At 51.4% G+C, this 22,806-nt stretch carries 13 protein-coding genes; 3 read left to right on the forward strand and 10 right to left on the reverse strand.

Features of this window, described 5'->3' with window-relative positions; all coding sequences use genetic code 11:
- Nucleotides 1-11: 11 nt before the first annotated feature.
- The 6 genes from B5X72_RS08520 to B5X72_RS08545 all read right to left on the reverse strand — a co-directional run bounded on the left by B5X72_RS08520 (nucleotide 12) and on the right by B5X72_RS08545 (nucleotide 12,534).
- Nucleotides 12-1,394 (reverse strand): sugar porter family MFS transporter, encoded by a 1,383-nt coding sequence (locus B5X72_RS08520; RefSeq protein WP_079716410.1) that lies wholly within the window; start codon nucleotides 1,392-1,394, stop codon nucleotides 12-14.
- Nucleotides 1,378-3,213 (reverse strand): class I mannose-6-phosphate isomerase, encoded by a 1,836-nt coding sequence (locus B5X72_RS08525; protein ID WP_233632549.1) that lies wholly within the window; start codon nucleotides 3,211-3,213, stop codon nucleotides 1,378-1,380. Before B5X72_RS08525 ends, B5X72_RS08520 begins: the two co-directional genes overlap by 17 nt.
- Before the next feature lie 104 nt (nucleotides 3,214-3,317).
- Nucleotides 3,318-4,616, reverse strand: coding sequence for a glucosidase family protein (locus tag B5X72_RS08530; RefSeq protein ID WP_079716411.1), 1,299 nt, complete (start codon nucleotides 4,614-4,616; stop codon nucleotides 3,318-3,320).
- 27 nt (nucleotides 4,617-4,643) lie between these two features.
- Entirely contained in the window at nucleotides 4,644-7,802 is a 3,159-nt protein-coding gene (locus B5X72_RS08535) for a GH92 family glycosyl hydrolase (protein WP_176146131.1), read from the reverse strand.
- 43 nt (nucleotides 7,803-7,845) lie between these two features.
- Complete coding sequence (locus tag B5X72_RS08540; protein WP_079716412.1) at nucleotides 7,846-9,426, reverse strand: RagB/SusD family nutrient uptake outer membrane protein; 1,581 nt, start codon at nucleotides 9,424-9,426, stop codon at nucleotides 7,846-7,848.
- Between the two features lie 18 nt (nucleotides 9,427-9,444).
- Nucleotides 9,445-12,534 (reverse strand): SusC/RagA family TonB-linked outer membrane protein, encoded by a 3,090-nt coding sequence (locus B5X72_RS08545; RefSeq protein ID WP_245826892.1) that lies wholly within the window; start codon nucleotides 12,532-12,534, stop codon nucleotides 9,445-9,447.
- 276 nt (nucleotides 12,535-12,810) lie between these two features.
- Here B5X72_RS08545 and B5X72_RS08550 point away from each other — a divergent pair, with 276 nt between their 5' ends.
- A complete protein-coding gene (locus tag B5X72_RS08550; RefSeq protein WP_079716413.1) occupies nucleotides 12,811-13,545 on the forward strand; it encodes a GntR family transcriptional regulator in 735 nt (244 codons plus the stop codon).
- Between the two features lie 132 nt (nucleotides 13,546-13,677).
- The gene (locus tag B5X72_RS08555; protein WP_079716414.1) at nucleotides 13,678-15,699 is read left to right on the forward strand and encodes a BCCT family transporter; all 2,022 of its coding nucleotides are present in this window, start codon (nucleotides 13,678-13,680) and stop codon (nucleotides 15,697-15,699) included.
- Here B5X72_RS08555 and B5X72_RS08560 read toward each other — a convergent pair.
- From B5X72_RS08560 to B5X72_RS08570, 3 genes are read right to left on the reverse strand one after another with little or no spacing between them, the layout of a single operon-like run.
- Complete coding sequence (locus tag B5X72_RS08560; RefSeq protein WP_079716415.1) at nucleotides 15,665-17,023, reverse strand: hypothetical protein; 1,359 nt, start codon at nucleotides 17,021-17,023, stop codon at nucleotides 15,665-15,667. The genes B5X72_RS08555 and B5X72_RS08560 overlap by 35 nt on opposite strands.
- A gap of 24 nt (nucleotides 17,024-17,047) precedes the next feature.
- Nucleotides 17,048-18,985, reverse strand: a complete 1,938-nt coding sequence (locus B5X72_RS08565; protein WP_079716416.1) for a hypothetical protein — start codon at nucleotides 18,983-18,985, stop codon at nucleotides 17,048-17,050.
- Between the two features lies 1 nt (nucleotide 18,986).
- The gene (locus B5X72_RS08570) at nucleotides 18,987-19,673 is read right to left on the reverse strand and encodes a hypothetical protein (protein WP_139378602.1); all 687 of its coding nucleotides are present in this window, start codon (nucleotides 19,671-19,673) and stop codon (nucleotides 18,987-18,989) included.
- A gap of 431 nt (nucleotides 19,674-20,104) precedes the next feature.
- On the opposite strand from B5X72_RS08570, the gene B5X72_RS08575 reads away from it, so the two are divergent.
- Nucleotides 20,105-22,171, forward strand: a complete 2,067-nt coding sequence (locus tag B5X72_RS08575) for a tetratricopeptide repeat-containing sensor histidine kinase (protein ID WP_176146132.1) — start codon at nucleotides 20,105-20,107, stop codon at nucleotides 22,169-22,171.
- Here B5X72_RS08575 and B5X72_RS08580 read toward each other — a convergent pair.
- On the reverse strand, nucleotides 22,134-22,763 hold the full coding sequence (locus B5X72_RS08580) for a response regulator transcription factor (RefSeq protein ID WP_079716419.1): 630 nt from the start codon (nucleotides 22,761-22,763) through the stop codon (nucleotides 22,134-22,136). The two genes, B5X72_RS08575 and B5X72_RS08580, sit on opposite strands and share 38 nt — an antisense overlap.
- Nucleotides 22,764-22,806 lie beyond the last annotated feature (43 nt).

The raw sequence follows: 22,806 nt of genomic DNA on the forward strand, positions 1-22,806 counted from the left end.
AAAACAATGATTTATTTCTCCGACCATTGACGCTCAATGTCGGCCAGTGACCTGCCCTTGGTCTCGGGCAACAACCGGTAGACCGTGATAAAGGCGAGTATACACCACAGCGCGAAGAACCAGAATGTAACAGCAGCCCCTATACGATCCAACAGCAAGGGCGTCAATTGTCCGATGACCGTATCTGCAACCCACATAACCATGATACTGAGCGCCATCGCCCTTCCCCGGATGTTTGAAGGGAAAATTTCGGCAGCCACTACGAACTTCAGTGGACCAATCGAAAACGCAAAGCTGGCCAAAAATATGATGACCGAAAACAACAACAGCATCCCCGGTGTATTTTCTCCATAAAGGCAGCCTCCTACCACCATCAGGCTCAATGCCGCGGCCGCCGTACCGATCAGATAGAGCGGCCTCCTGCCCAGCTTATCCACTTTCCATACCGCGATTAAGGTAAACACCAGATTGGCTACGCCAAAGACAATCTGGCTTTGCAACGAGCCGGACAGACTCACACCAGTAGTATTCAATATGCTCGGACCATAGTAAATAATCGCATTGATCCCACAGAATTGCGAAAAAAACGGTAAGAGCAACCCTAATAGGAGCGCTTTGCGTAATCTCGGCGAAAACAAATCCCGGTAAGCAGCCAAGCGTTGCCCTTGACCCCTACTTTTCAAATCTGCCGCTGCTTCCGCTTCGCCCACGAACCGATTAAGCAATGCCATTCCAGCAGCCGTTTGTCCCTTCTGCAGGAGCCATCGCGGACTTTCGGGAATACCCAGCAACCCCAGCAAAAAAACCAGTGCCGGCAGCGTACCTACGATAAACATCCCCCGCCACACCTCTTCATGGAGCCATAGACCGCCCCACCCCGACAAGCGGCCCACCATACTGGGCGCCCCCTGTACCAAGAATGCGTTGCTCAAATACGCCACCAAGATGCCAAAGGTCACAGCCAGTTGGTAATACGTCACCAACCGCCCCCTAATCCTTGCCGGGGCGATCTCGGAAATATACAGCGGCACCATGCTGGAGGCGATGCCCACCCCCACGCCGCCCAGGATACGCGCCACAATAATCGACGAAAATGTCGGCAACAGTCCGCATCCCAGCGCAGACACTAAAAATAAGACGGCGGCCAATATCAATACTCGGCGCCGGCCGTACCGGTCACCGAGCTCGCCGGACATCGCCACCCCCACAATGCAACCCACCAACGCCGAGGACACAAACCAACCCTGCTGCAAAGCAGAAAGCGAAAACTGTTTTGTCACCAGTGGCAGTATCCCCGATACCACTGCCATATCAAATCCAAACAGAAAGCCCCCAAGTGCCGCAACCGCGCAGGCCAACCACAGAATTTTTGGAAATTTATGTTGTTGCTCCATGATCGTCCTTAACAAACGCTTTAACCACCTTGGCCGTCCCTCCTCCGGTATTTACCAGCGTATACTGCAATACCGCTGCGGGAATCACGAACGTTTCCGCGTATCGAAATACCGTTTCCCGATCACCTATCCGTACCGAAATTTCCGTACCCTCCACCAACATCATCACGTGACACGCCTGCCGCGTGTGTACCGTCACTTCGTTCTCAAATTCGATCCTATGCACATCATAAAAATGCGCTTCATGCGTGGGTAAGTGGATCATCTTCCAGCCTTTGCCTTCTTCCAATACATACGGCTTGGAAATAAGCTCCCGGGGCACACGTTGTCCTTTCCGGTCGAACCGTAGGTTGTTGAAGGCATGCTCGATATTAATAGGACGTGGATCTCCATTTAGATCTTTGCTCAACCAATCATACATTTTGAATGTGAAAATATATGGTGTTGCACTGATTTCTAGTACCAGGTTGTTTTTCCCTGAGCTGTGTACTGTTCCATTCGGAATCAAAAACAAATCATGCTTCGCCGCAGGAAAAGACTGCACATAATTGCCTATAGCCACTTCCGTGTTTTTTTCCAAGCTATTTTCCAGCTCTTCCCTGAATGCCGCCGGATCGATATCGTCCTGAAAGCCCAGGTATACTTTCGCATCCGGCGCACTGTCCAGGATATAATAGGTCTCGTCCTGCGTGATCACTTCGCCGAAGTTTTTCCGGATATATGGCAATGAAGGATGGCATTGGATGGATAAATTGCCTCCGTCAAATGTATCGAGAAAATCAAACCGTATTGGAAATTCGTTACCGAAACGCGCATGGTGTTTACCCAAAATCTCCAAGCCGGCGACTGTCATCAAGCAATCGAACGAGACTTCCAGCAAAATCCCATCACTTTCGAAAACTAAACCATTCTCGGGCGCGATCAGCTCGAACGACCATGCGTAATTGGGCTCTTCCTGACTGACCTGGGGAATGTGCTTCTTAATCCATTGTCCACCCCACGAACCAGGCGTAAACCAAGGACGCGGCCTGAACGCCGATCGGGAAAGTGTTTTCAAACCATTCACAACATCCGGCGCATACGCCCATGTGATCCAGTCGACCCCCTGCCCGTCTGCCAATACATCCACGCTGCGCAGCAGCGATTCCTTATGTTTATTGCAGACCACCCAATCTACAAAATAAAACCGTTTGTACATTGCCGTCGGCTTTTCCGGTGCTGACTTTCCCAGGTTCGTAATTGCACCGGCATTCATGCGGTGCTGCAATTCATTCTTGGGCAAATCAACATAGATCACCGACGCATCCCATCCGCTCAATGCGGCTCCCGTACCGATTAAGATATTGATTGCATAGTTCGGATCAGGTTCGACGCCAACCAAGTCATCCCATCGGTAAAAATCAGTTAAGTTGAGTGCCGTCTTTGAGCCCCAAACTGAATCTTCACTTCCAAGAAAAGGTTTTACAAGTTGTTCGATGTCCGCTTCTGGCTTAAGGAAGTCATGCATAGCATACCAATTGACTTGGGTATCCAGTTTTTCCAATTCGGCCATTAAGTGAGTGGCTATGCGGTCCCAGAAGTTACCCACATAACCATCAATGATCACTGTTTTCTGCTCCACTACCCATTGCGCCAACGTATCATAACCATAGTGAATCTTCCCGTTGCCCAGTGGGTGGGCGGGATAAATGCCATATCCCGCGCTGTCCGTGGCCCGTACTTCCGCTGGCATGATTTCCTGTTTCGTGTTCCGCAACGTTAAGGAGACACCCGTCGTCATTACTTCCTCCTGCGTCTCACCATTACGCTTCAATTTCATTAGCATAAAAATTATTAAGTTACTACAATATGTACAAGGTTACCTTTCAGCCGTTCATCACGTAGTCAAGCGCCGGTCAGTAAGCGGATTGACGTATTAAACCCCTAATGAATGGTCGCTGCAAACTCCTCAAATAGGACGATGGCATCGTAAAGTACTCCCGCAGCCCCGCGGAAGGTTCCCGAACCATGCGGTTGGTTGTCGATGGTATACCATTCATAGAAACCGTTGTGATCAACGGCACGGCGCAGCATAGGCTGCACCTGTTCATAAGCTTCCGCCACGAAGCCATGGCGGATAAGCTGCTGAATCATCCGGCCCCCAAACCAGTCCCAATCACCGCCGTTCTGGTAGCCATAAGGATGCATTCCCGGGTTTTTGAAACTCCCGGCCGGGTAAGGGGGATATAAGGTTAACCCAATAGATGCAGCCCCCGAAGCCTGTACATTGGCTACCATGCGGCCGAGCGCGTGCTTCACCTGTTCCTGCGAAAGCAATCCAGCCTCGATAGCCACGGCAGTACCGCCGTGGTAATAGACCCCTGCTTCGTCGAAATCTCGGGAAAAAGGTGAACCATTAAGATAAATATGAGGTATGAATTGCTGCCGGTCAGTATCCCAAAGATGCCTAGTGCTGTTCGCAGCCACATGATCCCGGATAGGTGTCCATTTTTCGCGGGTATCCGGCAGAAGCTCCACCAGGTTATCCAGCGCAATCAGGAACATAGCGTTATCATAGATGTCGATAGCATAGTGTGTACTGTCAGTCAGGTAGACACCCCACGGATGTTCCGGTTGTACGTCGCCCCAATCTGCCGTGGTAGCACCCCACAGCAATCCATATTCCTGATTGAATCGCTGAGCCATAAGAAATTCCATCGCATGTTCCAACCGCCTGGCAACCGTCTGCCCGCCGATGGTGTCTTGCAGAAACGTATGATTCCCACTTTTACGGATGTATTTATACACGGCCTGAACCAGCGAACTTTCTTGATCGGTTTCCACCGTATTTTTGTGGCCAGCATAATTGGGCTCCAATACCGTATAGACATAGGCATACCCACCCTCTGAACGACGAGCCCTGGTTTTCGGTATAAACCCATCGACGATGTTTCCGTCCTCACCCTGCAAGCGAAAAAAAACGCGGAGGTTTTCTTCGATGGTTGTTGACGGATGGAGTTCCGTTGCCAGGGTGATAAAGGTATTATAATCACGTATCCATACCTCTTGATACCCATCGCCAGCGTTAAACCCGGATCTAACGGTTTCCCGCGCCATGGATTTGACGGTTTGCAGAAGCGTATCCTGTTTGATCAGCGAAGCGAGTGCGCGGTCGGCGCGCGAAGAGGTACCGCAGGCCATCGTGACAACGGCTGCTACCATTAAAAATCCTACAACTTTCATCCTTAGCTTTTCATTGTTAATGATTAATTACTGATTGACAGGCGGGATTGCAGCAATACCCCAATGGGGATTAGGTTCGGGACCCATTTCCAACTCTAGTGTCCCTCCTTTCAGCAATTCCGATGCGTAAAACCAGCAATTTTCCAACGGTTTCCCGTTTAGCCGTGCTCGCTGAATATATCGGTTTTTCCTGGAAGTGTTTATTGCAGTGATGGTAAACTGTTTGCCTCGTCCGTAGCGTTCGCCCATATCAATATCGACACGCTCGAAGATCGGACTACCGATTTCATAAATCGGCTCGTGGCGGGCACCGCCATCGGTCTGAAACAAACCGAGGGCACTCATCACAAACCAAGCGCTCATCTGACCCTGATCTTCATCGCCCAAATAGGCATTGGAAACCCCGTAACCATAGTAGCGGTCCATGATGGCACGGCTCCAATGTTGGGTAAGCCAGGGTTTGCCCACCCAGTTGAACAAAAAAGCAAAATGCATGGATTGCTGATTACCCTGCACCACGGGGTAATCCCAATATTGATCATTCGGTCCGTTGAACCGCCATTTGTAACTTTCCTCGAAGCCCCACTTTAGCCGATTGATAAAGGTATCCCTTCCAATGAGCGTCGCCAGCGCGGGAATGTCCTGGGGAACGAAATACGTGAGCTGCCAAGCATTGCCCTCCACATACTGCTTATTTGCTCCAGACTTGAACGGATCAAAATCAGGAAACCAATTGCCCGCCGCATCTTTCATACGGGCGTATCCAGTAACAGGGTCAATTGCGTTGCGCCACCATTGCCCCCTTTCCATGAATTCCCGATATTCGGAGTGTTTGTCCAGTGACTTCGCAAACTGTGCCACGGTCCAGTCATCAAAACTGTACTCCAACGTATTGGAAAACCGACCCTCATCATACGGCACATACTGATGGGCGAGATAGGTTTCCAAATCACGGTTGCCCGCCAACCCTCCGCCGACACGTTCAGCCGGCGTCGTTTGCATCTTATAGACGGCCTCAAAGGCCTTTTCAGCGTCAAAATCATGAATACCCATGTGGTAGGCACCCACAATCAGCGGAATTTCATGTTCGGCAACCATCACGGGGATGTATTCCATCCCTGCCGGTCCCTTGGCAAGCCAACCGCCGGCATCGTACATAGCCAATTGGGAGCGCACCCAGCGGCTTGACCATTCCGGCGTTACCAAGTTCCAGAATTGGTTGAGATTCCAAAAGGTATTCCAGAAAGCATCGCAACCCAGGGCTACATCGTCGGGGTTGCTAAACTGCCGGACGTGTTCATCAGCATCACGCCAACGCCCATCCACGTCGCTGAATATGTTGCGACTGGCCAAGCTCCGGTACATATTGGTATAAAATCGCATCTTCTCCCGATAATCGTTGCTGGTAACCGTAACGCGCGTCAGCAGATCGTTCCAAACGTCTCGATGGTGTCCTTGCACGGCGGCAAAATCCCAATTGAAGGGTTGTGTAATTTCGGTCTCCAAGTTAGCACCCGCGTTAGCCGTACTCACGTACGAAATCCCGGTACGCACTTGTACCGTCGGCGATTTTCGGGTATCGAATTCGACAAAAATACCAGCGGCATCTACGACCGTCGCCTGCAAGTCCCCCGTGTTGCCCACGATACCGTTGAGCCAATGGCCCGCCCGGATGACCGGCTGATCAAACTCCATCACAAAATGAACAATGTAGTCTTGATCGGCATCTTTAGACCAAACGCCACGCGACAATTGCTTACTGTACCCTTCAAGGCGGTATGGAGACACTTGCTTGATGTCAAGTTCCTCAACTTGATAACGGTATTCTGCCGGAATGGTCAAGTCGACCATCACCCGGCCGGTGTCAGCGTCGTGGTACGTATACCGTTGAAAGCTGGCCCGGGTAGTGGCCGTAAGCTCAGCCGTAATATTATAATCTGTCAGATGCACCTTATAATACCCCAACGATGCCGCCTCGGTACTTTTATCGATCCGGGAGCGGTATCCCGACTTAGGATCCGATTGATCGCCGATTTGTGTCTCCAACGTCCCGGTTACTGGAAACGTGCCCAACCCAGCCATGGTCCACTCATGGATATGGCTGAACGTACCGATCGATTCGAAAGTCGGATCATAACCGGCTTGCCAACCACTATTCTGGTTATCGGGACTTATTTTTACCATACTGAAAGGCATCCACGGGCCGGGAGCGATCATCCAACGCGAATGACCGACCCCCATCATGGTGTTAACGTAGTCAGCGGGCGTCACCAATGGCTGCGGCGCACGAACGACCTCTCCTTCTTCGGCAAGTATATCGTCCAGATATATCGCATACCGACTGGATGTTTCAGCAGTTACCCGGGACATCGGGACCTCAAGCCCATAATCCCCCTGTTCGATTCGTTGGCTGAAAACGGTCTCCCCATCCAGCTCTACCGCCAAGGTTGGCGTATTTTTCAAATGTGCCACATCGATCAACAATGGTTGGTAGCGTTGGTCGCTCTCTACCACTTCGTATTCAGCAGCTGTTACTCGCTTAATGAGGGCATCCCCTGGAACCGCAAGCGTAGCGGCCGAAGGTCCTTCAAGACGCACATCGTCAAACACGACCCAGCCTCCGATGAGCGTGGTCAGCATGATTTCGTTATATCCCGGTTTAATGCTTCCCCCCGGCAAATCGATAACCACCTGCTGTGCCTGTTCGCTTAAATAAGGGCCGGTTGGCTCTTCCCTTCCACTACCGCCTTTCAACTGGTGAACCCATGACACGCCATTAACGACGACTTTGAACAACGGTGGTGCTTCCTGCTCCACATCGAGCAAATCCACCACTAACCGACTTACGCCATCGGTGGGCATAGCAGTTAGTCTGAAGTAGACATTCAATTCATGCGAGCGGATGCCAGATGTCCGCCCTGTCCCTCCCCAACCATTGGCCGGACCAGGAAGCACATACGGCCAATCGGTTTCAGGCGAGGAATGGCCGACCAGAAAAAAGCGGTCTTCATAACCAAAATCCTTCTCGATAAATTGGGCATAATCATGGGGTGCGAGTGCCATACCCTCCGGCGAGCCATCCTGTTGGCCGATTTGCCAGATGATATGGGACTGCGCAAATGCCGTTTGTCCTACCGCAATCAGCATGGCTAAGGCAATGGATGAAATTATGATGCTTCGTTTCATGGAAGTGCTTTGTTTTATGGATATGCTTTTGTCCTAATTATGATCATTCGGTGTATCCCGGATTCTGCTCAAGTGCGGGGTTACGCTGCAACTCATCATCCGGTATAGGGTACAACAAATGCCCTTCGGTGTAGGTCGCGCCAAAACTGTTTCGGTGCCCCACCACATCCACAAAATTGATTTGCCCATTGTCAGTTACCGGAAATTGCCGTGTACGCTGGATGTCAAACCAAATATGAAATTCAAATACCAGTTCGCGCAACCGTTCTTTCCATACCTCAGCTACAAATTGCTGCGGGGTTAAACCGGCTAATGCAGCTTTGATCTGTTCCTCCGATTGTTTCCAATACGCACGACTCCTCACTTGTGCCAAATAGTTCACGGCTTCCGCGGTCACCCCCTCTGATTGGGCGATTGCCTCTGCGGCAATGAGCAACACATTGGCGTAGGTGTAGATTGGCAGATCTTTGCCGGATGTCGCCGTTTCCAATGCGGCTTGCTCATCATACCAAAGGTGTGGAGCCCACTGAAAATTGGTCACCCCGCCATCGGGTCTGGTGTAAGAGGAATGGAAATATTGCTTTTCCTGCCTGCGCAAATCATCTTGCGGGTGGTATGCCTGCAGTAGGCTGACGGAGGGCTCATAAGCGTTGTTGACAATCGCATAAGCCACTTCGGGAGAAATATTCGTGGGGAACGCCCACTGTGCGTATTGGGAGTTTTCGATGCCTACCGTATATTCAAAATAATAGATCTGTTCGTTGGGCAGGTTGTCTGCAAGCCGTGCTTTATTGTATGCGCTCCTAGCTTGGACGACTTCGCCCTGTGCATCCCGATCGTGCTGGGTGAGGCTATAAACGCCGCTGGCAATGAGCTCTCGGGCTTCCCTGGCGGCATCGGCGTGGTGGTTGGCCTGTAGGGGGTAGCCGCTCATGGTGAGATAGACCTCAGCCAACAGCGATTTTGCGATGCCGTGGGTAATCCGGTTGCCGTTACTGGCCATCGTTGTGTTGGGAAGGCGCTCCTGTTGAGTGGCGTATTGCAGGTCGCCAACGATAAGGGCGTAAATATCAGCCACAGATGCCCGCTCGATATACAGGTTATCCAAGCTCTCATAGGGTTCCGTAATCAACGGAACGCCCCCGAAGAAACGAACCAAGAAATAATAGTTCATTGCCCTGAAAACACGGGCTTCGGCCATAAGCCTGTCGGCTTCTGTTTCGGGAAGTCCCGGTGTTGCAGGGATGTATTTGATAGCGTTGTTAGCCCGTGCAATACCGAGGTACAGATCCCGGTAGATGCCCCCCAGGTAACCCGAAAGGTTGACACCGTTCAATGTAAGCTGCTGAGCATGTTGCACGTGTACTTCCTGTCCCTTGAATTCGTTGTCTATGAGGCCGGAGGTGTACGGACCAAACATAATCCTTGTTCCAGAATAAACACCACCGCTAAACAGGGACGGAACACCTGACCGGTACAAGGCATTTACCGCGTTGTACGCATGGTCCGGATTCGTAAAGAACTGGCCCGAGGAAATCTCATCTTTCGGCACTTCTTTCAGGAAGTCCGAGCAGGAGGTTGCTAACACCCCTGCGGAAAATATCATTGCGATTAACTTTTTCATAATCTGAAGTTTTGTCGGTTAGAATTGAAAACTGGTTCCTAAGGTGAACGTTCTCGGATTAGGGTATTGATGAAAAAAGACATTCTGCCCCCACTGGTTGCCGCTGTGGGATGTCGCTTCCGGATCGTACCCCTTGAATTCGTCCGATTTGACAAGAAACGCGTTCTGCACGCTGGCGTAGACGCGAAGTCCCCTCAGGTTAAGCCTGTTTAACGAGACGCCGCCGAAATTGTACCCCAGTGAAATCAGGTTGCCGCGCAAATATGAGCCGTTAGCCACCCAGTGGTCATCAATCTGACTGTTTTGTCCGGTATACGGACCGTTCCTGATCTGCTGGATCATCGTGTTTTGGTTGGTTTCCGTCCAGCTTTCGTAGAGGGTTGCCGCCAGGCCATTGGAATACCCCGTTCGGTCTTCCATGGAGTGCATGAATTGCTGCATGATATCCACCCCGTAAACGAATTGGAGATCAACGGTGAGGTCGAAGTTTTTGTAGCTTATGTTGTTTACAAAACTTCCCACCCAATCGGGGAGTCCGCTGCCAATGACATAGCGGTCAGCGCTTCGTTTGGCCTCGCCGGGGACGGCACCCACCGCAGCTGCTTCTGTCGCCTCGTGGGTGCCCCACGTGCCTAGGCGCCTATAGCCCCAGTATGAGCTCAGCGGTTCGCCAACACGGAGTATAGTCATGCTACCAGACACGAAGCTTGGGCCAGGGAAGATATCCTCATCGTTTTCACCTAATGCTTCAATGCGGTTCTTGTTGAAGCTGAAATTGAGCGTAGACTGCCATGTTATCGTATTGTTGGACACCGGCGTGCCACTAAGCATCACCTCAACACCTCGGTTGGACACCGAGCCGATATTGTCTCTTACACCAGTGAAACCTGTAGACGTAGGTACCGGTTTGTCGAGCAGCAGGTCGGTGGTAAGCTTGTAATAGTAGTCGAAACTGGCGCTGAGACGGCGGTTGAACAGTGCCAGGTCGAAGCCCACATCAAACTGGTTGGTTTTTTCCCATTCCAGGTTGGGGTTAGGCAACCGATTAACATAGCTTTGCGATACCCGCGTCCCGTTAAGCAGGGTGGTACCACTGGATATGGTTCCGAGCGACAGGTAAGTCGGTATTTCCGTATTTCCCGTTATCCCGTAGCTCGACCGGATCTTGAGTTCGTCCAATCCCCGCATATCGCGAAAGAATGGCTCTTCGGACAGTACCCAGCCGATGCCAGCCGAAGGAAATATACCGTATTTGTTATTTTCACCGAACCGCGAAGAACCGTCAACGCGGCCCGTAAGGGTAAGCAGATACTTGTTCTTGTAGCTGTAGCTGCCGCGCAGGAAATAGGAGTTCATTGTCCACTTGTCATGCGACGAGCCAGGTGCGCCGGGTTGGCTGGCCGACTGGATGGCATTGAAACGGAAAAAATCGTCCGCAAACCCCTGTGCAGTAATCCAATTGTTTTCATAGACACGCTGCTGCCAACTTAACCCCAGTACACCATTGATGCGGTGGTCGCCGATTTCGGTGTTGTAGTTCAGGTAGGTTTCCTCCTGCCAGTAAAACGAGCGTTGGTTTTCCAGACGGGCAGATCCCAACGGCGCCGAGATATTAATGAGGTCCGTGGGGCTGTATTCCTGAATGTTATTATCGTGCTTATCAAACCCGAATTGTGTACGCAGGTCCAATCCCGGCAGGATATGGAAGGTCAGGTAGGCATTGCCGAAAAGCTGCTGGCGTTTGCGGATCCGATCCTGTGTTTCCAAGACATGTACCGGATTGGGTATCGCTTCCAGGCCATATGGGTCGGTGATCATGCTACTGTTGGACCACGTACCATCCGGGAATTTCACGGGGAATATCGGAGGCATCTCCAACATCGATCGGCGCGGCATTTGATAACCGCCCCCTTCATCCACTTCATTTTCGCGGGTATAGTTTGCTAATAAGTTGACGCCCAGCGACAGCCAATCCTTTGGTTTCGCATCATAAGCAATTTTTGCGTTGATCCGTTCGAGATCACTCCTGAGCATGATACCCTGCATGTTAGCATAGTTGAGGAACGCTCCGAATGATGCATTGTCGCCTTTGGTCTGCACAGAAAACTGGTGGTTATGGGATACCGCTGTGCGCGTGGCCTCTTCCTGCCAATCTGTATCATATAGCGGATTGCCTTGTGCATCAAACAGCCTTGGATCGCTGCGCGTTAATGCCGGGATACTGCTGGTGCGGTATTTCGAATGGTTGGCAAATCCACGCTCCAGCACTTCCATAAACTCTGCGGCATTGAGCACGTCCAGCTTACGGGGCAATACCCCCACGTTCATGAATCCTTCATAACCCACGATGGTACCTCCGGCGCTGGCACCTCGCCGAGTCGTGATCAGCACCACACCATTCGCTCCCCGTGCTCCATAAATGGCCGTGGAAGATGCGTCCTTGAGTACCTCCATGCGTTCAATGTCGTTGGGATTGAGGAACTGTATGTTTTCCATCACAACACCATCCACCACGAAAAGCGGGTTGGACGAAGAATTGATCGTACCTAACCCCCGGATGAGAATGCGAGGGCTGCTGGTTGGCGACCCGGAGTTCAAGAATACGTTGACCCCGGCAACCCGCCCTTTCATGCCCTGCAGCGCGTTGGTAACCGGAGCCTGCAATAATTCCTTTCCGGACAGCACCCCAACGGATCCCGTCAGATCCGATTTGCGTTGGGTACCGTACCCCACGACGACGACTTCATCCAATTGCTGATCACTGGGCACAAGCAACACGTCTATCGGTTGCTCACTTGCGACACCCACTTCCTGAGTCTGGTAACCCACGTAATTGAACACCAATACCGACCCCGTCTTTGGGACTTCAAGTCGAAACCTGCCACCCGAATCGGTCGTTGTGCCCGTAGCGCTCCCTTTTAGCGTAACACTAACCCCTTCAAGAACCGGATTGTTCCCCGAGGCGTCGGCGGACCGCACGACACCTGTAGCGGTGAACGTCGTCTGCGCATGGCCGATGGACGGTGATGCTCCTATCAACACTAGGCAGCAAAACACCGAGCCCCATCCCATCTTTTTTGTCAAGTAAAATAAATCATGTAAAATCATAACAAGTTATAATTAGGTATATTGAATGTAAATATGTATATACATTTAAACGAACAACGCACTTACAACCTCATATTAATTCTAAAAAAAACATTATATCGGCAAATATTTAGTGATTACAAAGGTTTTAATAATTTTTATATGTACGTACAAATATATGGAAATAAAAATCAAACCTCCAAATTTCCTGAGCGATTTATCGACGAGTAACCGGTTGCCCCATTTAGATATTCCCTTTTTTGGTATGTTTGCACATAAATCATACAACTATCAGGCATGAAACTTTCGATTGACCATAGTAGCCCCATTCCATTACATGTACAGGCTGAGGAGTTGTTACGCTCGCTGATTAGCACGGCAGAATACCGAGACGGGAAATTATTACCCAATGAGATCGAGCTCTCCAAAAAACTCGCCATCTCCCGCGCCACCCTTCGACAGGCGCTTAATAAACTCGTTTACGAAGGGTTACTCGTTCGTAAAAAGGGGGTAGGCACCAAAGTGGCATCGGCTCAGTCCATCAGCTCTAAATCCAAAAACTGGCTCAGTTTTTCACAGGAGATGGAAGCAAGAGGTATACCCATCCGGAATTTCGAGCTGCATATCAGCTGGGTTTTCCCTGACCAGAAAGTTGCCAACTTCTTTGAAATGAAAAGTGAACGCAAGGTACTTAAGCTGGTCCGCTTGCGCGGACGCCCTGAAGGACCTTTCGTTTATTTCGAATCCTATTTCCACCCCCGCATAGGCCTGACAGGCGACGAGGACTTCAAGCGCCCGTTGTATGAGATGCTCGAAAAAGAACATAACACCGTTGCTTATGTCTCTAAAGAAGAAATCAGCGCCATCTTAGCCGATGACTTTATCGCCCAAAAACTGGAAACAGAAAAGGGCAGTGCCATATTGTTCCGGAAGCGTTTTGTATACGACGTCGCGGAACGACCAATCGAATACAATCTGGGCTATTATAAAGCAGACAGCTTTGTTTATACCGTGGAAAGCCGGCGGGAATGATCGATCAGGGAACACCAAAGACAACCCGCATAAAAGATTTGCGGTACCACCTGCCGCATTAAATAAAAGGAACGAGGAAAACGCTACCGTTGTAAACATTGAACGCCAGTTCATGTTATATAATAGTTGATTATGGGCATCGCGCAACGAATTATACAGAAAAGCACGTTAAAGAAAGGCATTGTGGTGCCGAGCCTGGCCTTCATCCTGTCTGTTTCCTTCATTTCGAGCTTTTTCCCGAAACGGGCGGCTGCGTTACTGAACCAAATACAGGGGTTTATCTTCACCAATCTAAATTGGGTATACATCTGGGCGGTCACGCTTTTTGTGTTCTTTTTGTTCTTTCTGGTAGTAAGCCGGTATGGCTCGATTAAACTGGGAGACAATGACGCCACACCGGAATACTCATTTTTTTCGTGGGTATCCATGCTGTTTGCTGCGGGTATGGGTATTGGGTTGATGTACTTCAGCGTGGCCGAACCGATTTCACATTTTTCGGATCAGGTTTTCGGCCAACACAACGAAATACAACGTGCAAAAGATGCACAGCTCTACACGTTTTTTCATTGGGGCATCCATGCCTGGGCAATTTATGGGGTCGTCGGTTTATCGCTCTCCTATTTTGCGTACCGATACAAATTGCCCTTGTCTTTGCGTAGCTGTTTTTATCCGCTGCTGAAGGATAAAATCAACAGCCCCGCGGGAGATCTCATTGATACGTTCGCATTATGCAGCACGTTTTTCGGCATCACAACAACACTGGGCTTCGGCGTGGTGCAGTTAAATGCGGGGCTCGTGCAGGTTGGCGTGATGGACGGCTATGGCTTTGGCTACCAGGTTGTCATTGTGGCCGTCATTATGGGCATTTCAATCACGTCGGCAACAACCGGTGTAAACAAGGGCGTGAAATTCCTAAGCCAGGTCAACATTGTCGCTGCGATAGCATTGATGTTGTTCATTTTGGCCCTTGGGCCGACGGTGTTCCTGCTCGGTTCATTTTCCGAAGGGCTGGGGCATTACATCAACGAGTTTTTCAACCTGACCTTCAATACCCACGCGTATGAGCCAAATCTGCATCCCTGGTTTTTCAGTTGGACCATCCTCTATTGGGCGTGGTGGATTTCCTGGTCGCCATACGTTGGCTTATTTATCGCCAGAATATCACGCGGACGGACCATCCGTGAATTCATCGGCGCGGTGCTGATTATTCCTACCGCCTTTAATTTTTTCTGGATGACGGTATTCGGAAACAGTGCAACTTGGTTGGATAGCTATCAATTAGGCGGACTGTTGAGCAGTATGGCCGATCAGACGGATAGGTTGCTATTCGAATTCCTCAATTTTTTTCCGGCAACGGGAGCTACCAGTACACTGGCCATTTTCATCATTTTCATCTTTTTTGTCACCTCTGCAGATTCGGGGATTTTCGTAATGAATAGTATCGCCACGAAAAATGCTGCCAAATCGCCCAAATGGCAGCTTGCTTTCTGGGGTATATTGCTGGCGGTGTTGGCGCTGGTGCTGTTGAATGCGGGCGGACTGGGTTCCCTCCAAACGATGACCCTGCTTACGGCGCTTCCCTTTTCCTTCATCATGCTGCTTTTCTGCTACAGCCTCATGCAGGGTCTCACGGTAGATGTCAACTATTATGAGAAAGAATTTTCACCCGCTACGGTCACTTGGTCTGGCGTACATTGGAAAGAGCGCCTGCAGCGCATTTTATCCTTCAAGGATCGCAAGGCTGTTGTAAACTTTCTGCAGCATACCGTTGAGCCGGCGCTTCACGAACTTGCTGCGGCGTTCAACGCACAAGGGGTGTCGGCCAATGTGGCTGCGGCGGATGATTACATGTGGGTTGAACTGACCATCCAGCATGAGCGTATTGATAACTTCAAATACGGAGTGCGTTGCGAAAAGAAAGACATCTCCGATTTTCTGGTGAGCGAAGAAAATATCCCCGACCTCGACCAAAACCGGACCTATATCCCGCAGTCGTATTTTGGCGACAACCGCGTCGGATATAATATCGAGTATTTTATGCGGGAAGAAGTGATTGCTGATGTGCTTAAACAGTATGAGCGTTTTCTGGAGTTGTCGTCGCAGGTAAAAAACGAAATATTCACGGCAACCAATTTAAAGCGCCGGAATGAATGAGCTGGACCAAACTGTTGACCGACTCATCCGGCAGCGTCATCCTCCCATGGACCACCATTTCCGCGTCCGCCTTGCGGATTCCCTGTATTTCAATGGTGGAAAGCGGCGCAAGCAGGGCTTCCAAGCGTCCGGGCAGGACCCCTTGTTGCGTGGCGGAAACGATGTCGAGATAGCCATACAGGAAGTCTCCGCCGCCACTGCCTTTACCGACGGCGGCCAGCTGTTTTTCCGCATCTTGCACCGTACTGAAAAACAACCGCTTATCCGCGTCAGCATAAGTATATAGCGAAAACAACGGAAAGACCTCCGGCTTTATCCGCGCCAAATCGGCATCCAGGATACCCTGCGCTGCCAAATAAGCGGCCAAATGCTTTGTATCCGACGAAATTGCCCCAAATAAGGCCGGTACCGACCGATCGACCGCCTCACGCACTTCCACCGGATTGAAATCGTCGTCGTACGCATAGTTAATCACGGTATCCTGTTGCGTGGTAGCTCCCCGCCACTGCACGCAGGTCTTGCCGCTGATATACCGCATCAAGCTGTCCCGGCTTACCGTATGCCCGCCAGACTGCCAGGCAGGCGGCATCAAGGACCAGCACCAAGCAGGTAACTGTAAGAATCCGGTGTTGCCCGTTTTCAACTGCGACGGAAATTCAGCAGCATCTCCTGCCCCGTCGGTGGAGAAGGCTATTTCCCCGCGCTTAAAGTCCAGCCGGAGCGCGTGTTGCCCCATGATATTGAGGTGCCCCTTTCGGTTCTTTAACTCGCTGAATCGGCTCGCCGCCAACGGCTCCTGTTGGTCGCCCTGCAGCAGCCCCCGGAGGTGTTCCGCTACCGGCGCCAGCTGCTCACCCGGTTCCCAGCAAAGGGCGAAGGCGATACTGTCCGCGCTGTGAAGCGCAACCAAGTGCTGCGATACCACCCGGCTAAACGGCGTCGCAGCCTCATACGCCCAGTCCTGTTGGCGGATAAACGCCTGAAGCTCCCCGACATCATTGATACGCAATACACCAAATAACACGCGCGGCCTATCTGCAAATTGGTAGAGAAACAGGTTGGCAGGTATCGCCAATCCGATACCGGACCGTAAAAAACGATAGGTCCCGCCACGTTCCGCGTCCCGTTTAATAGGCGAAGGGCTCCAAAGTTGGCTCCATAACACATCAGCAACCAATCCGTCAACTTGGACTTTGACCACCGAAACGGCGCCCCGGGGAACCTGCACGGCATACGATTGGCGCTGCCGATGGGCAAAAAACAAGCCTGTCCCCAAGGTCAGGAGTACCAATACAGCCGCTGTGATCCAAAGAAGCCGCTTCATAACCGGATATCGTTCGCAGCCGGGCTACCGCCTATCGTTCGACGCATAATCGACCAACCATAACAGGTATTGCAGTGCATTACTGAAATCTTTGGGCGCCTGCGCAACAAATTCACCGGAGAACGTATTCCCTTTCATTTTTCCGCTACGGAAATAGAAATTCCCCAGATGGCCAAACAATTGCTTGAACCGGATATGTTCTTCAAGTGCCGAGAGTTCCTCATCGGAAAATCGTCCCAAGGCTTGCTGGGTGTTCAGAAAACCGGTCATTATATTCTGGCGGAGCAGTTTCCGGTGAAACCGGCTGGCTTTGCTCGCGGTGCGATTGCTTGCTATCCGTTCCAGTTGGTTGTGGGCAGTCCCGAGAAAAACAATACCGTTTCTGTAAGTCACATAAAGCGGAGCGGGCAGTTTGCGGTGACTCAGGGCATACACCCGGTTGTCCAACGTCCCCACGCCTTTGTTCACTGTGTAGTCCATAAGCCGCTGGTACAAGGCGTGGTTGTCGGATGAAAACATCAAGAGGAAGTCGGGAATGGTCTCGGTTTTCGTCTTTTCGACTTCCGTCACATTGTAGTCCTCGTCGTATTCATAATCGGTGTAGGCAATTTCGTGCTGGGTGAGGCCATTCAGCACGAACAATGCATCCCCCTTCACCGTTTCACCGATTGCTTTTTCATCCAGCAGCAACGCCAGGATATCCGTTCCAATATGGATTTCTTCTTCATATCCGCCCACCATCGGACCGTAAATCTTGCCGAGCATTTTGGGAAACTCCTCCATATACGCTTCCATATCAATCGCATAGGCGAAAAACCCCATCAACGAATCGCTGTCCAGGTAACGGAGGAATTTCCGGTTGATTTTGTGGTCGTAGATCCGGGCATATGAGTGAGCGAGGTCGCCCTGCACGTCGAGTGAAGTCTTCAGTGTCAGCTCATTTTCATTGGCATAGACACCGGCCTGAAGGCTGCCGAAACCTATGGCCGATGTAGACGGGTAACGCCCTGCCAGCAACGAAAGGAAAAATTGGTCATAAATCAGTCCAAGGTTACGCACCCATGCCGTCACCAAGGCATCCTTATCCAAGCTTTGTACATAAGAAGCATTGTTTAAGATATGCTGCCGGGGCAAATCGGATAAGACCTGCTCCGCATAAGTGCCGACCCACACGGCCACCAATGAATCCTTCTTTTGGCGATTGGTTTCATACTGACTCCAATAACCGTCATCATAGCCGTCTGTTGCCGCGGTATCCCATGTACTATCGTCCCAACCGAAGCCGTTATCCAACGTATCGATGTCCCACCCGGCGGTGTCAATGACGACCTCGGTCGTGTCCAAACCTTCATAAGGAGGAAGCACGTACTCATCAGCATATTCTTCCGTATACCCATCGTTGTCAAACGTGTCGGCGTATGCATAGGTATCGCCATAGTTGTCCTGTAAAATACCGTACCGGGCGGCCACCCCCTCATCATAAAAAAAATCGTCTACCACGCTGCCGAAGGTAATCACGGCCAATCGGTCATTCCACCGCACGGTGGCGCCCGGCGATGCCGTGTCGACTTCGGCACGGTATATACCGTCTGCTTCAGTGAGGGCACCGCCACCGAACCCCTTAGCAAACTGGCTGCTATTTTTCAACGGCAACAATATGGTGTGATACCATATGCTGTCGGTCTGCCGGGTATAATAGTATAAGGATGAGTGGATGTCTACCCCCATATCTTCAATGGATGTCAGGGAAATACCTGCTTCCTTTCCGAAGGCTTGCAGCATTTTCGTGCCCAACGTGGAGGTGTTGAAATCGGCCACGTCCACTAAGTTAAAAAAGTGACCGGTCCTGACGGACACCACGGCAAAGGCGTCCTCCGGAATACGGTGCGCCAAGTCCTGCGCATACGCATAAATCTGGCATAAACACGCCATGGCGGTTAAGAAAGAAGTGGTTTTTGTCATACTACTGTGCTAATTGAATACGGTTAGAAAGTGATTGGTTGCCATTGATAAGATCCATGATACGGGTTTGCAACATGACGGCTTTCTTTGATGCGGCCAGCTTTGCTGTGCCGTTGCTTTGTTGGCTGACCGGCCGCTCGAAGCGGTAGATACTGGTATATAACGCGTCCTTGAATATGGCCTGATCGGCGGGCTTCAGCCGGTTATACTCCGCCTTCGCTTGCGGAAGATGCGTATACGCCCGCCTGAATGTGCCATGGCGCCGGTCATACGCATATGAACTCTGGCTGTCCATCGGCATCTTCATTTCTTTGAACGCCATATTCATCACGTCGTTGAGGTCCGACACGTTGCTGAACGAGAATTTCATCACGGCGATGTAGGTATCGAAATTCACCTGATGCGTGACGTTGGTAATGCCGGGTATAGCTGCCAGCCGATCGGCCAGCGCGGACATCTCGCGGCGGATATCCGCCTGTGAGGGCACCTTATAGCCGTTGACGCTGTCCAACAGCATAATCGACGCGAGCTTCGTACGGCTTTGACTCAGATTGGCCGTCAGCGTCACCGTTCCGGAACCATCCTCACGCACGGAAATGTCTTCAATAATCTGAAAACACGAGGTGAGACAGGAGCATGACAGTACAACGCACATTAACCGGACAAGTCGACTTTTCGTCTTAATCATGGAAGCTTTCGATAACACCGGCAAATATAGTCTTTCGTTCCAGCTCATGAAACCCCTGTTTTCGGGGATGTTTTATTATCGTCTTCGATGCGATGTACCGTTGGCAGCCTACTTCAAGCATACGATTGGCGTAGGTCTACCTTACCCGAAATTTAGCTAAACAAGTATATTAGCATGAATATAAGTTGCATTTTCTTTTTAATATAGTAGATTAACAACTGAGCAAACTCCGAACGAACACCGATAAAATCCGAGCAAAAGGCAAGAAATGTGGAAGCAAGAGGGAGGAAAGAGGTACCGCAGGCGGAATTTGGTGTGGGCACGGCTGCCGAACCCCGTGTTAAATGCGGTTGCCCTGCCGCTTCCACCGTGTGACATTTACATATTTACATATTTTGCTTATTTTGCAACCCATAATTGCAAAAAGGCCTATGGACAATCCCCGCATGCATTGTTGGCTGGCCGTCGTTTCTGCTGTATGCTTCTTCGGAATCGGCACCGTGATAGCCGCGCCACGCCAAACAAACAGCCTCACGCAGGAATTCAAGACGGCGACCACAGACTCCGCGAAGATCGCTATCCTGACGGAAATGGCCCGGCGGGTGCCACACAGCGATTCAGCCAAAGCGTTGACGCTGTGGAAACAGGTGCTGGATCTGGCCATCAGGAGCCGGGATCCGCTCAGTGAGGCGAAGACCTACCTGAATATAGGCTCCTGGCACTACGACCATTACCGGACCGATGAAGCCGACCGCTACAATAGGCGGGTTCAGGAGTTAACTGAACACGACACCGCACGCAACGCACGGGTACTGTATGCCAAAAGCCAAATCAATGCGGCCAACATCGCCTGGCAGCGCAATCGCGTCGATGACGCGCTGAGCGGCTACCTGGACGTCCTCCCCCTGCTCAACCAGCTGGCCGACATGGAGTCCCTGGCACTCATCAATACCAACATCGGTATTTTATTCAACAACCAACAGCAATACGATAAATCGGCACACTATTTCCTGGCGGCGGCTGATCAATACAAGCAGCTAACGCCTATACGCCATAGCGATATCGCCGACATTTACATCATCCTTGCTGGGCACGGTCTACGCACCGATAACCTGCCGGATGCACCGCCAGATACCTATAATGGTCAGGGAAATGCCTACCTCGATAGCGCACTCCACTACCTGCTGTCCTTGGATGGCCGACACCGCAAATGGGCGGATTACTACAACATGAAAGGGCGCTACCAACTCGCTTCGGGCGACCTGACGGGAGCGGAGCAGGCCTTCCGCAGGGGTTTGCCCATTGCGCGGCAATACAACGACACCTATACGTCCTGCGACATCCTGCTGCATCTTTCGGAGCTGTACGAGCGCCGGGGGGAGTTTGCCAAGACGAGGCCGTTGCTGGACGAACTGCTGCAGACCAGCCAAACCAACCAGGTAGGCACGTACCAGTTGAAGGCGCTTCGGGCACTATCGCGCATGGAGCATCGCCTCAAGCAGCCAGACCGGGCCTATCGTTACCTGGCGCAATACATCGATTTGGCAGACAGCCTGCATTACGTGGAAAATACCAAAACCCTCCATGAAATGGAGGAAAAATACAAGCTGGCCGAGGCGGAAAACAACGTATTGATGCTGCAACGGGAAAACGAGCAAAAGGATTTCGCCATTGAGCGCAACCGTTGGTACATCGGATTGCTGCTCGGTATTTCCGTCCCTTTGCTGGCCACCTGCATCCTGATTTTCCTGCTGTACCGCAATAAACGCAAGCTGTTGGTTCAGCAGCAGCGCGTGCACGCCCTTGATGTGGAACGCATGGAACAGGTACATCGGAACTCCCTGCTCTCTGCCCTGCTGGAAGGCCAGGAAAAAGAACGGGAACGGCTGGCGCGCGACCTGCACGATGGACTGGGGGGTATTCTTTCGAGCATCAAGATGGATCTCTCACGCATTGCGCATGCCTTGCCGGAAGACGTTGCCCAGCGCCCGATGTTGGCTTCGGTAGCCAGCAACGTGGATGGTGCGGTGGAAGAACTGCGTGGAATCGCCCACAGCATGATGCCGTCCATGCTGGTCAAGTACGGTCTGGTGGAGGCATTGCGAGAGTTTTGCGACAAATTAAAACGCGCGGGTGTACCGGTTTTCTATCAGGTCATCCACTATCGCCAACCGGTCGCGCGGTCGCGCGAAATGGCGCTTTACCGCATTGCACAGGAACTGATCAACAATTGCGTCAAGCATGCGGAAGCAACGGAAATACTGGTGCAGTTGCAGCAATCCGATGCCACGGTCACGCTCGTGGTCGAAGACGACGGCCGGGGATTTGACACTGCGCGCTCCCGCAGCGGCGCAGGGCTCCGAAATGTGGGGATGCGCACCGATTTGCTGGAGGGCACATTCGATATCCGGTCCGACAACGGAGTCGGCACGACGTTTACCGTCGAATGCCCCATATCGGCTACGCTTGTATCAGCCCGTATTCCATCGCCAGTTTGATGGCCGATGCCAGGTTTTTGACCTCAAACTTTTCCATCAGGTTCTTGCGGTGGCTTTCTACGGTATGCGGACTGATAAACAGTACCGCGGCGATCTCCTGCGTGGTCAGTCCTTTGGCCGCCTGGTGGAGGATCTCTTTTTCCCGGCGGGTGACCTTGGGTACGCTCTTCAGCCCCTCCGTGGTTTTCCGCTTCATGATTTCGGCCGACTGCGAGCACAGGAAGCGCCGGCCGTTGATGACGGTACGGATGCCGTCGACGATTTCCTCCCCCACCGCATTTTTCTGAATATAGCCGTCGGCGCCTTCCTGAAACATGCTATTGATTACCGCGTATTCATTATGCACGCTGAGCGCGATAATCCGCGTGGCCGGCGACAGCGCCTTTACTTTCCGGACCAGGTCGATGCCGTTGATATCCGGCAGGTTGATGTCAAGCAGCAGCACCGCGGGAGGTTCCGATCCAATGGCTTCCAGCGTCGCCGCGGCGTTGGCAAAGCATCCGCTGACCTGAAAGCCGTCGGCTTCGGAAAGTACATTTTTGAGCCCTTCCAACACCAGCGGATGATCATCTGTAATGAAAATGGATACCATAATAAAAATTGAGCTGGCTTAAAATTCGATATAATTTCCCAAA

Origin of the sequence: Parapedobacter luteus, from assembly GCF_900168055.1 — a bacterium.
Taxonomy (GTDB): domain Bacteria; phylum Bacteroidota; class Bacteroidia; order Sphingobacteriales; family Sphingobacteriaceae; genus Parapedobacter; species Parapedobacter luteus.

Excerpts from the sequence above, each read along its gene's own strand:
- B5X72_RS08520 (WP_079716410.1), bottom strand. The coding sequence starts at position 1,394 with ATGGAGCAACAACATAAATTTCCAAAAATTCTGTGGTTGGCCTGCGCG.
- B5X72_RS08525 (WP_233632549.1), bottom strand. The coding sequence starts at position 3,213 with ATGAAATTGAAGCGTAATGGTGAGACGCAGGAGGAAGTAATGACGACG.
- B5X72_RS08530 (WP_079716411.1), bottom strand. The coding sequence starts at position 4,616 with ATGAAAGTTGTAGGATTTTTAATGGTAGCAGCCGTTGTCACGATGGCC.
- B5X72_RS08535 (WP_176146131.1), bottom strand. The coding sequence starts at position 7,802 with ATGAAACGAAGCATCATAATTTCATCCATTGCCTTAGCCATGCTGATT.
- B5X72_RS08540 (WP_079716412.1), bottom strand. The coding sequence starts at position 9,426 with ATGAAAAAGTTAATCGCAATGATATTTTCCGCAGGGGTGTTAGCAACC.
- B5X72_RS08545 (WP_245826892.1), bottom strand. The coding sequence starts at position 12,534 with ATGATTTTACATGATTTATTTTACTTGACAAAAAAGATGGGATGGGGC.
- B5X72_RS08550 (WP_079716413.1), top strand. The coding sequence starts at position 12,811 with ATGAAACTTTCGATTGACCATAGTAGCCCCATTCCATTACATGTACAG.
- B5X72_RS08555 (WP_079716414.1), top strand. The coding sequence starts at position 13,678 with ATGGGCATCGCGCAACGAATTATACAGAAAAGCACGTTAAAGAAAGGC.
- B5X72_RS08560 (WP_079716415.1), bottom strand. The coding sequence starts at position 17,023 with ATGAAGCGGCTTCTTTGGATCACAGCGGCTGTATTGGTACTCCTGACC.
- B5X72_RS08565 (WP_079716416.1), bottom strand. The coding sequence starts at position 18,985 with ATGACAAAAACCACTTCTTTCTTAACCGCCATGGCGTGTTTATGCCAG.
- B5X72_RS08570 (WP_139378602.1), bottom strand. The coding sequence starts at position 19,673 with ATGATTAAGACGAAAAGTCGACTTGTCCGGTTAATGTGCGTTGTACTG.
- B5X72_RS08575 (WP_176146132.1), top strand. The coding sequence starts at position 20,105 with ATGGACAATCCCCGCATGCATTGTTGGCTGGCCGTCGTTTCTGCTGTA.
- B5X72_RS08580 (WP_079716419.1), bottom strand. The coding sequence starts at position 22,763 with ATGGTATCCATTTTCATTACAGATGATCATCCGCTGGTGTTGGAAGGG.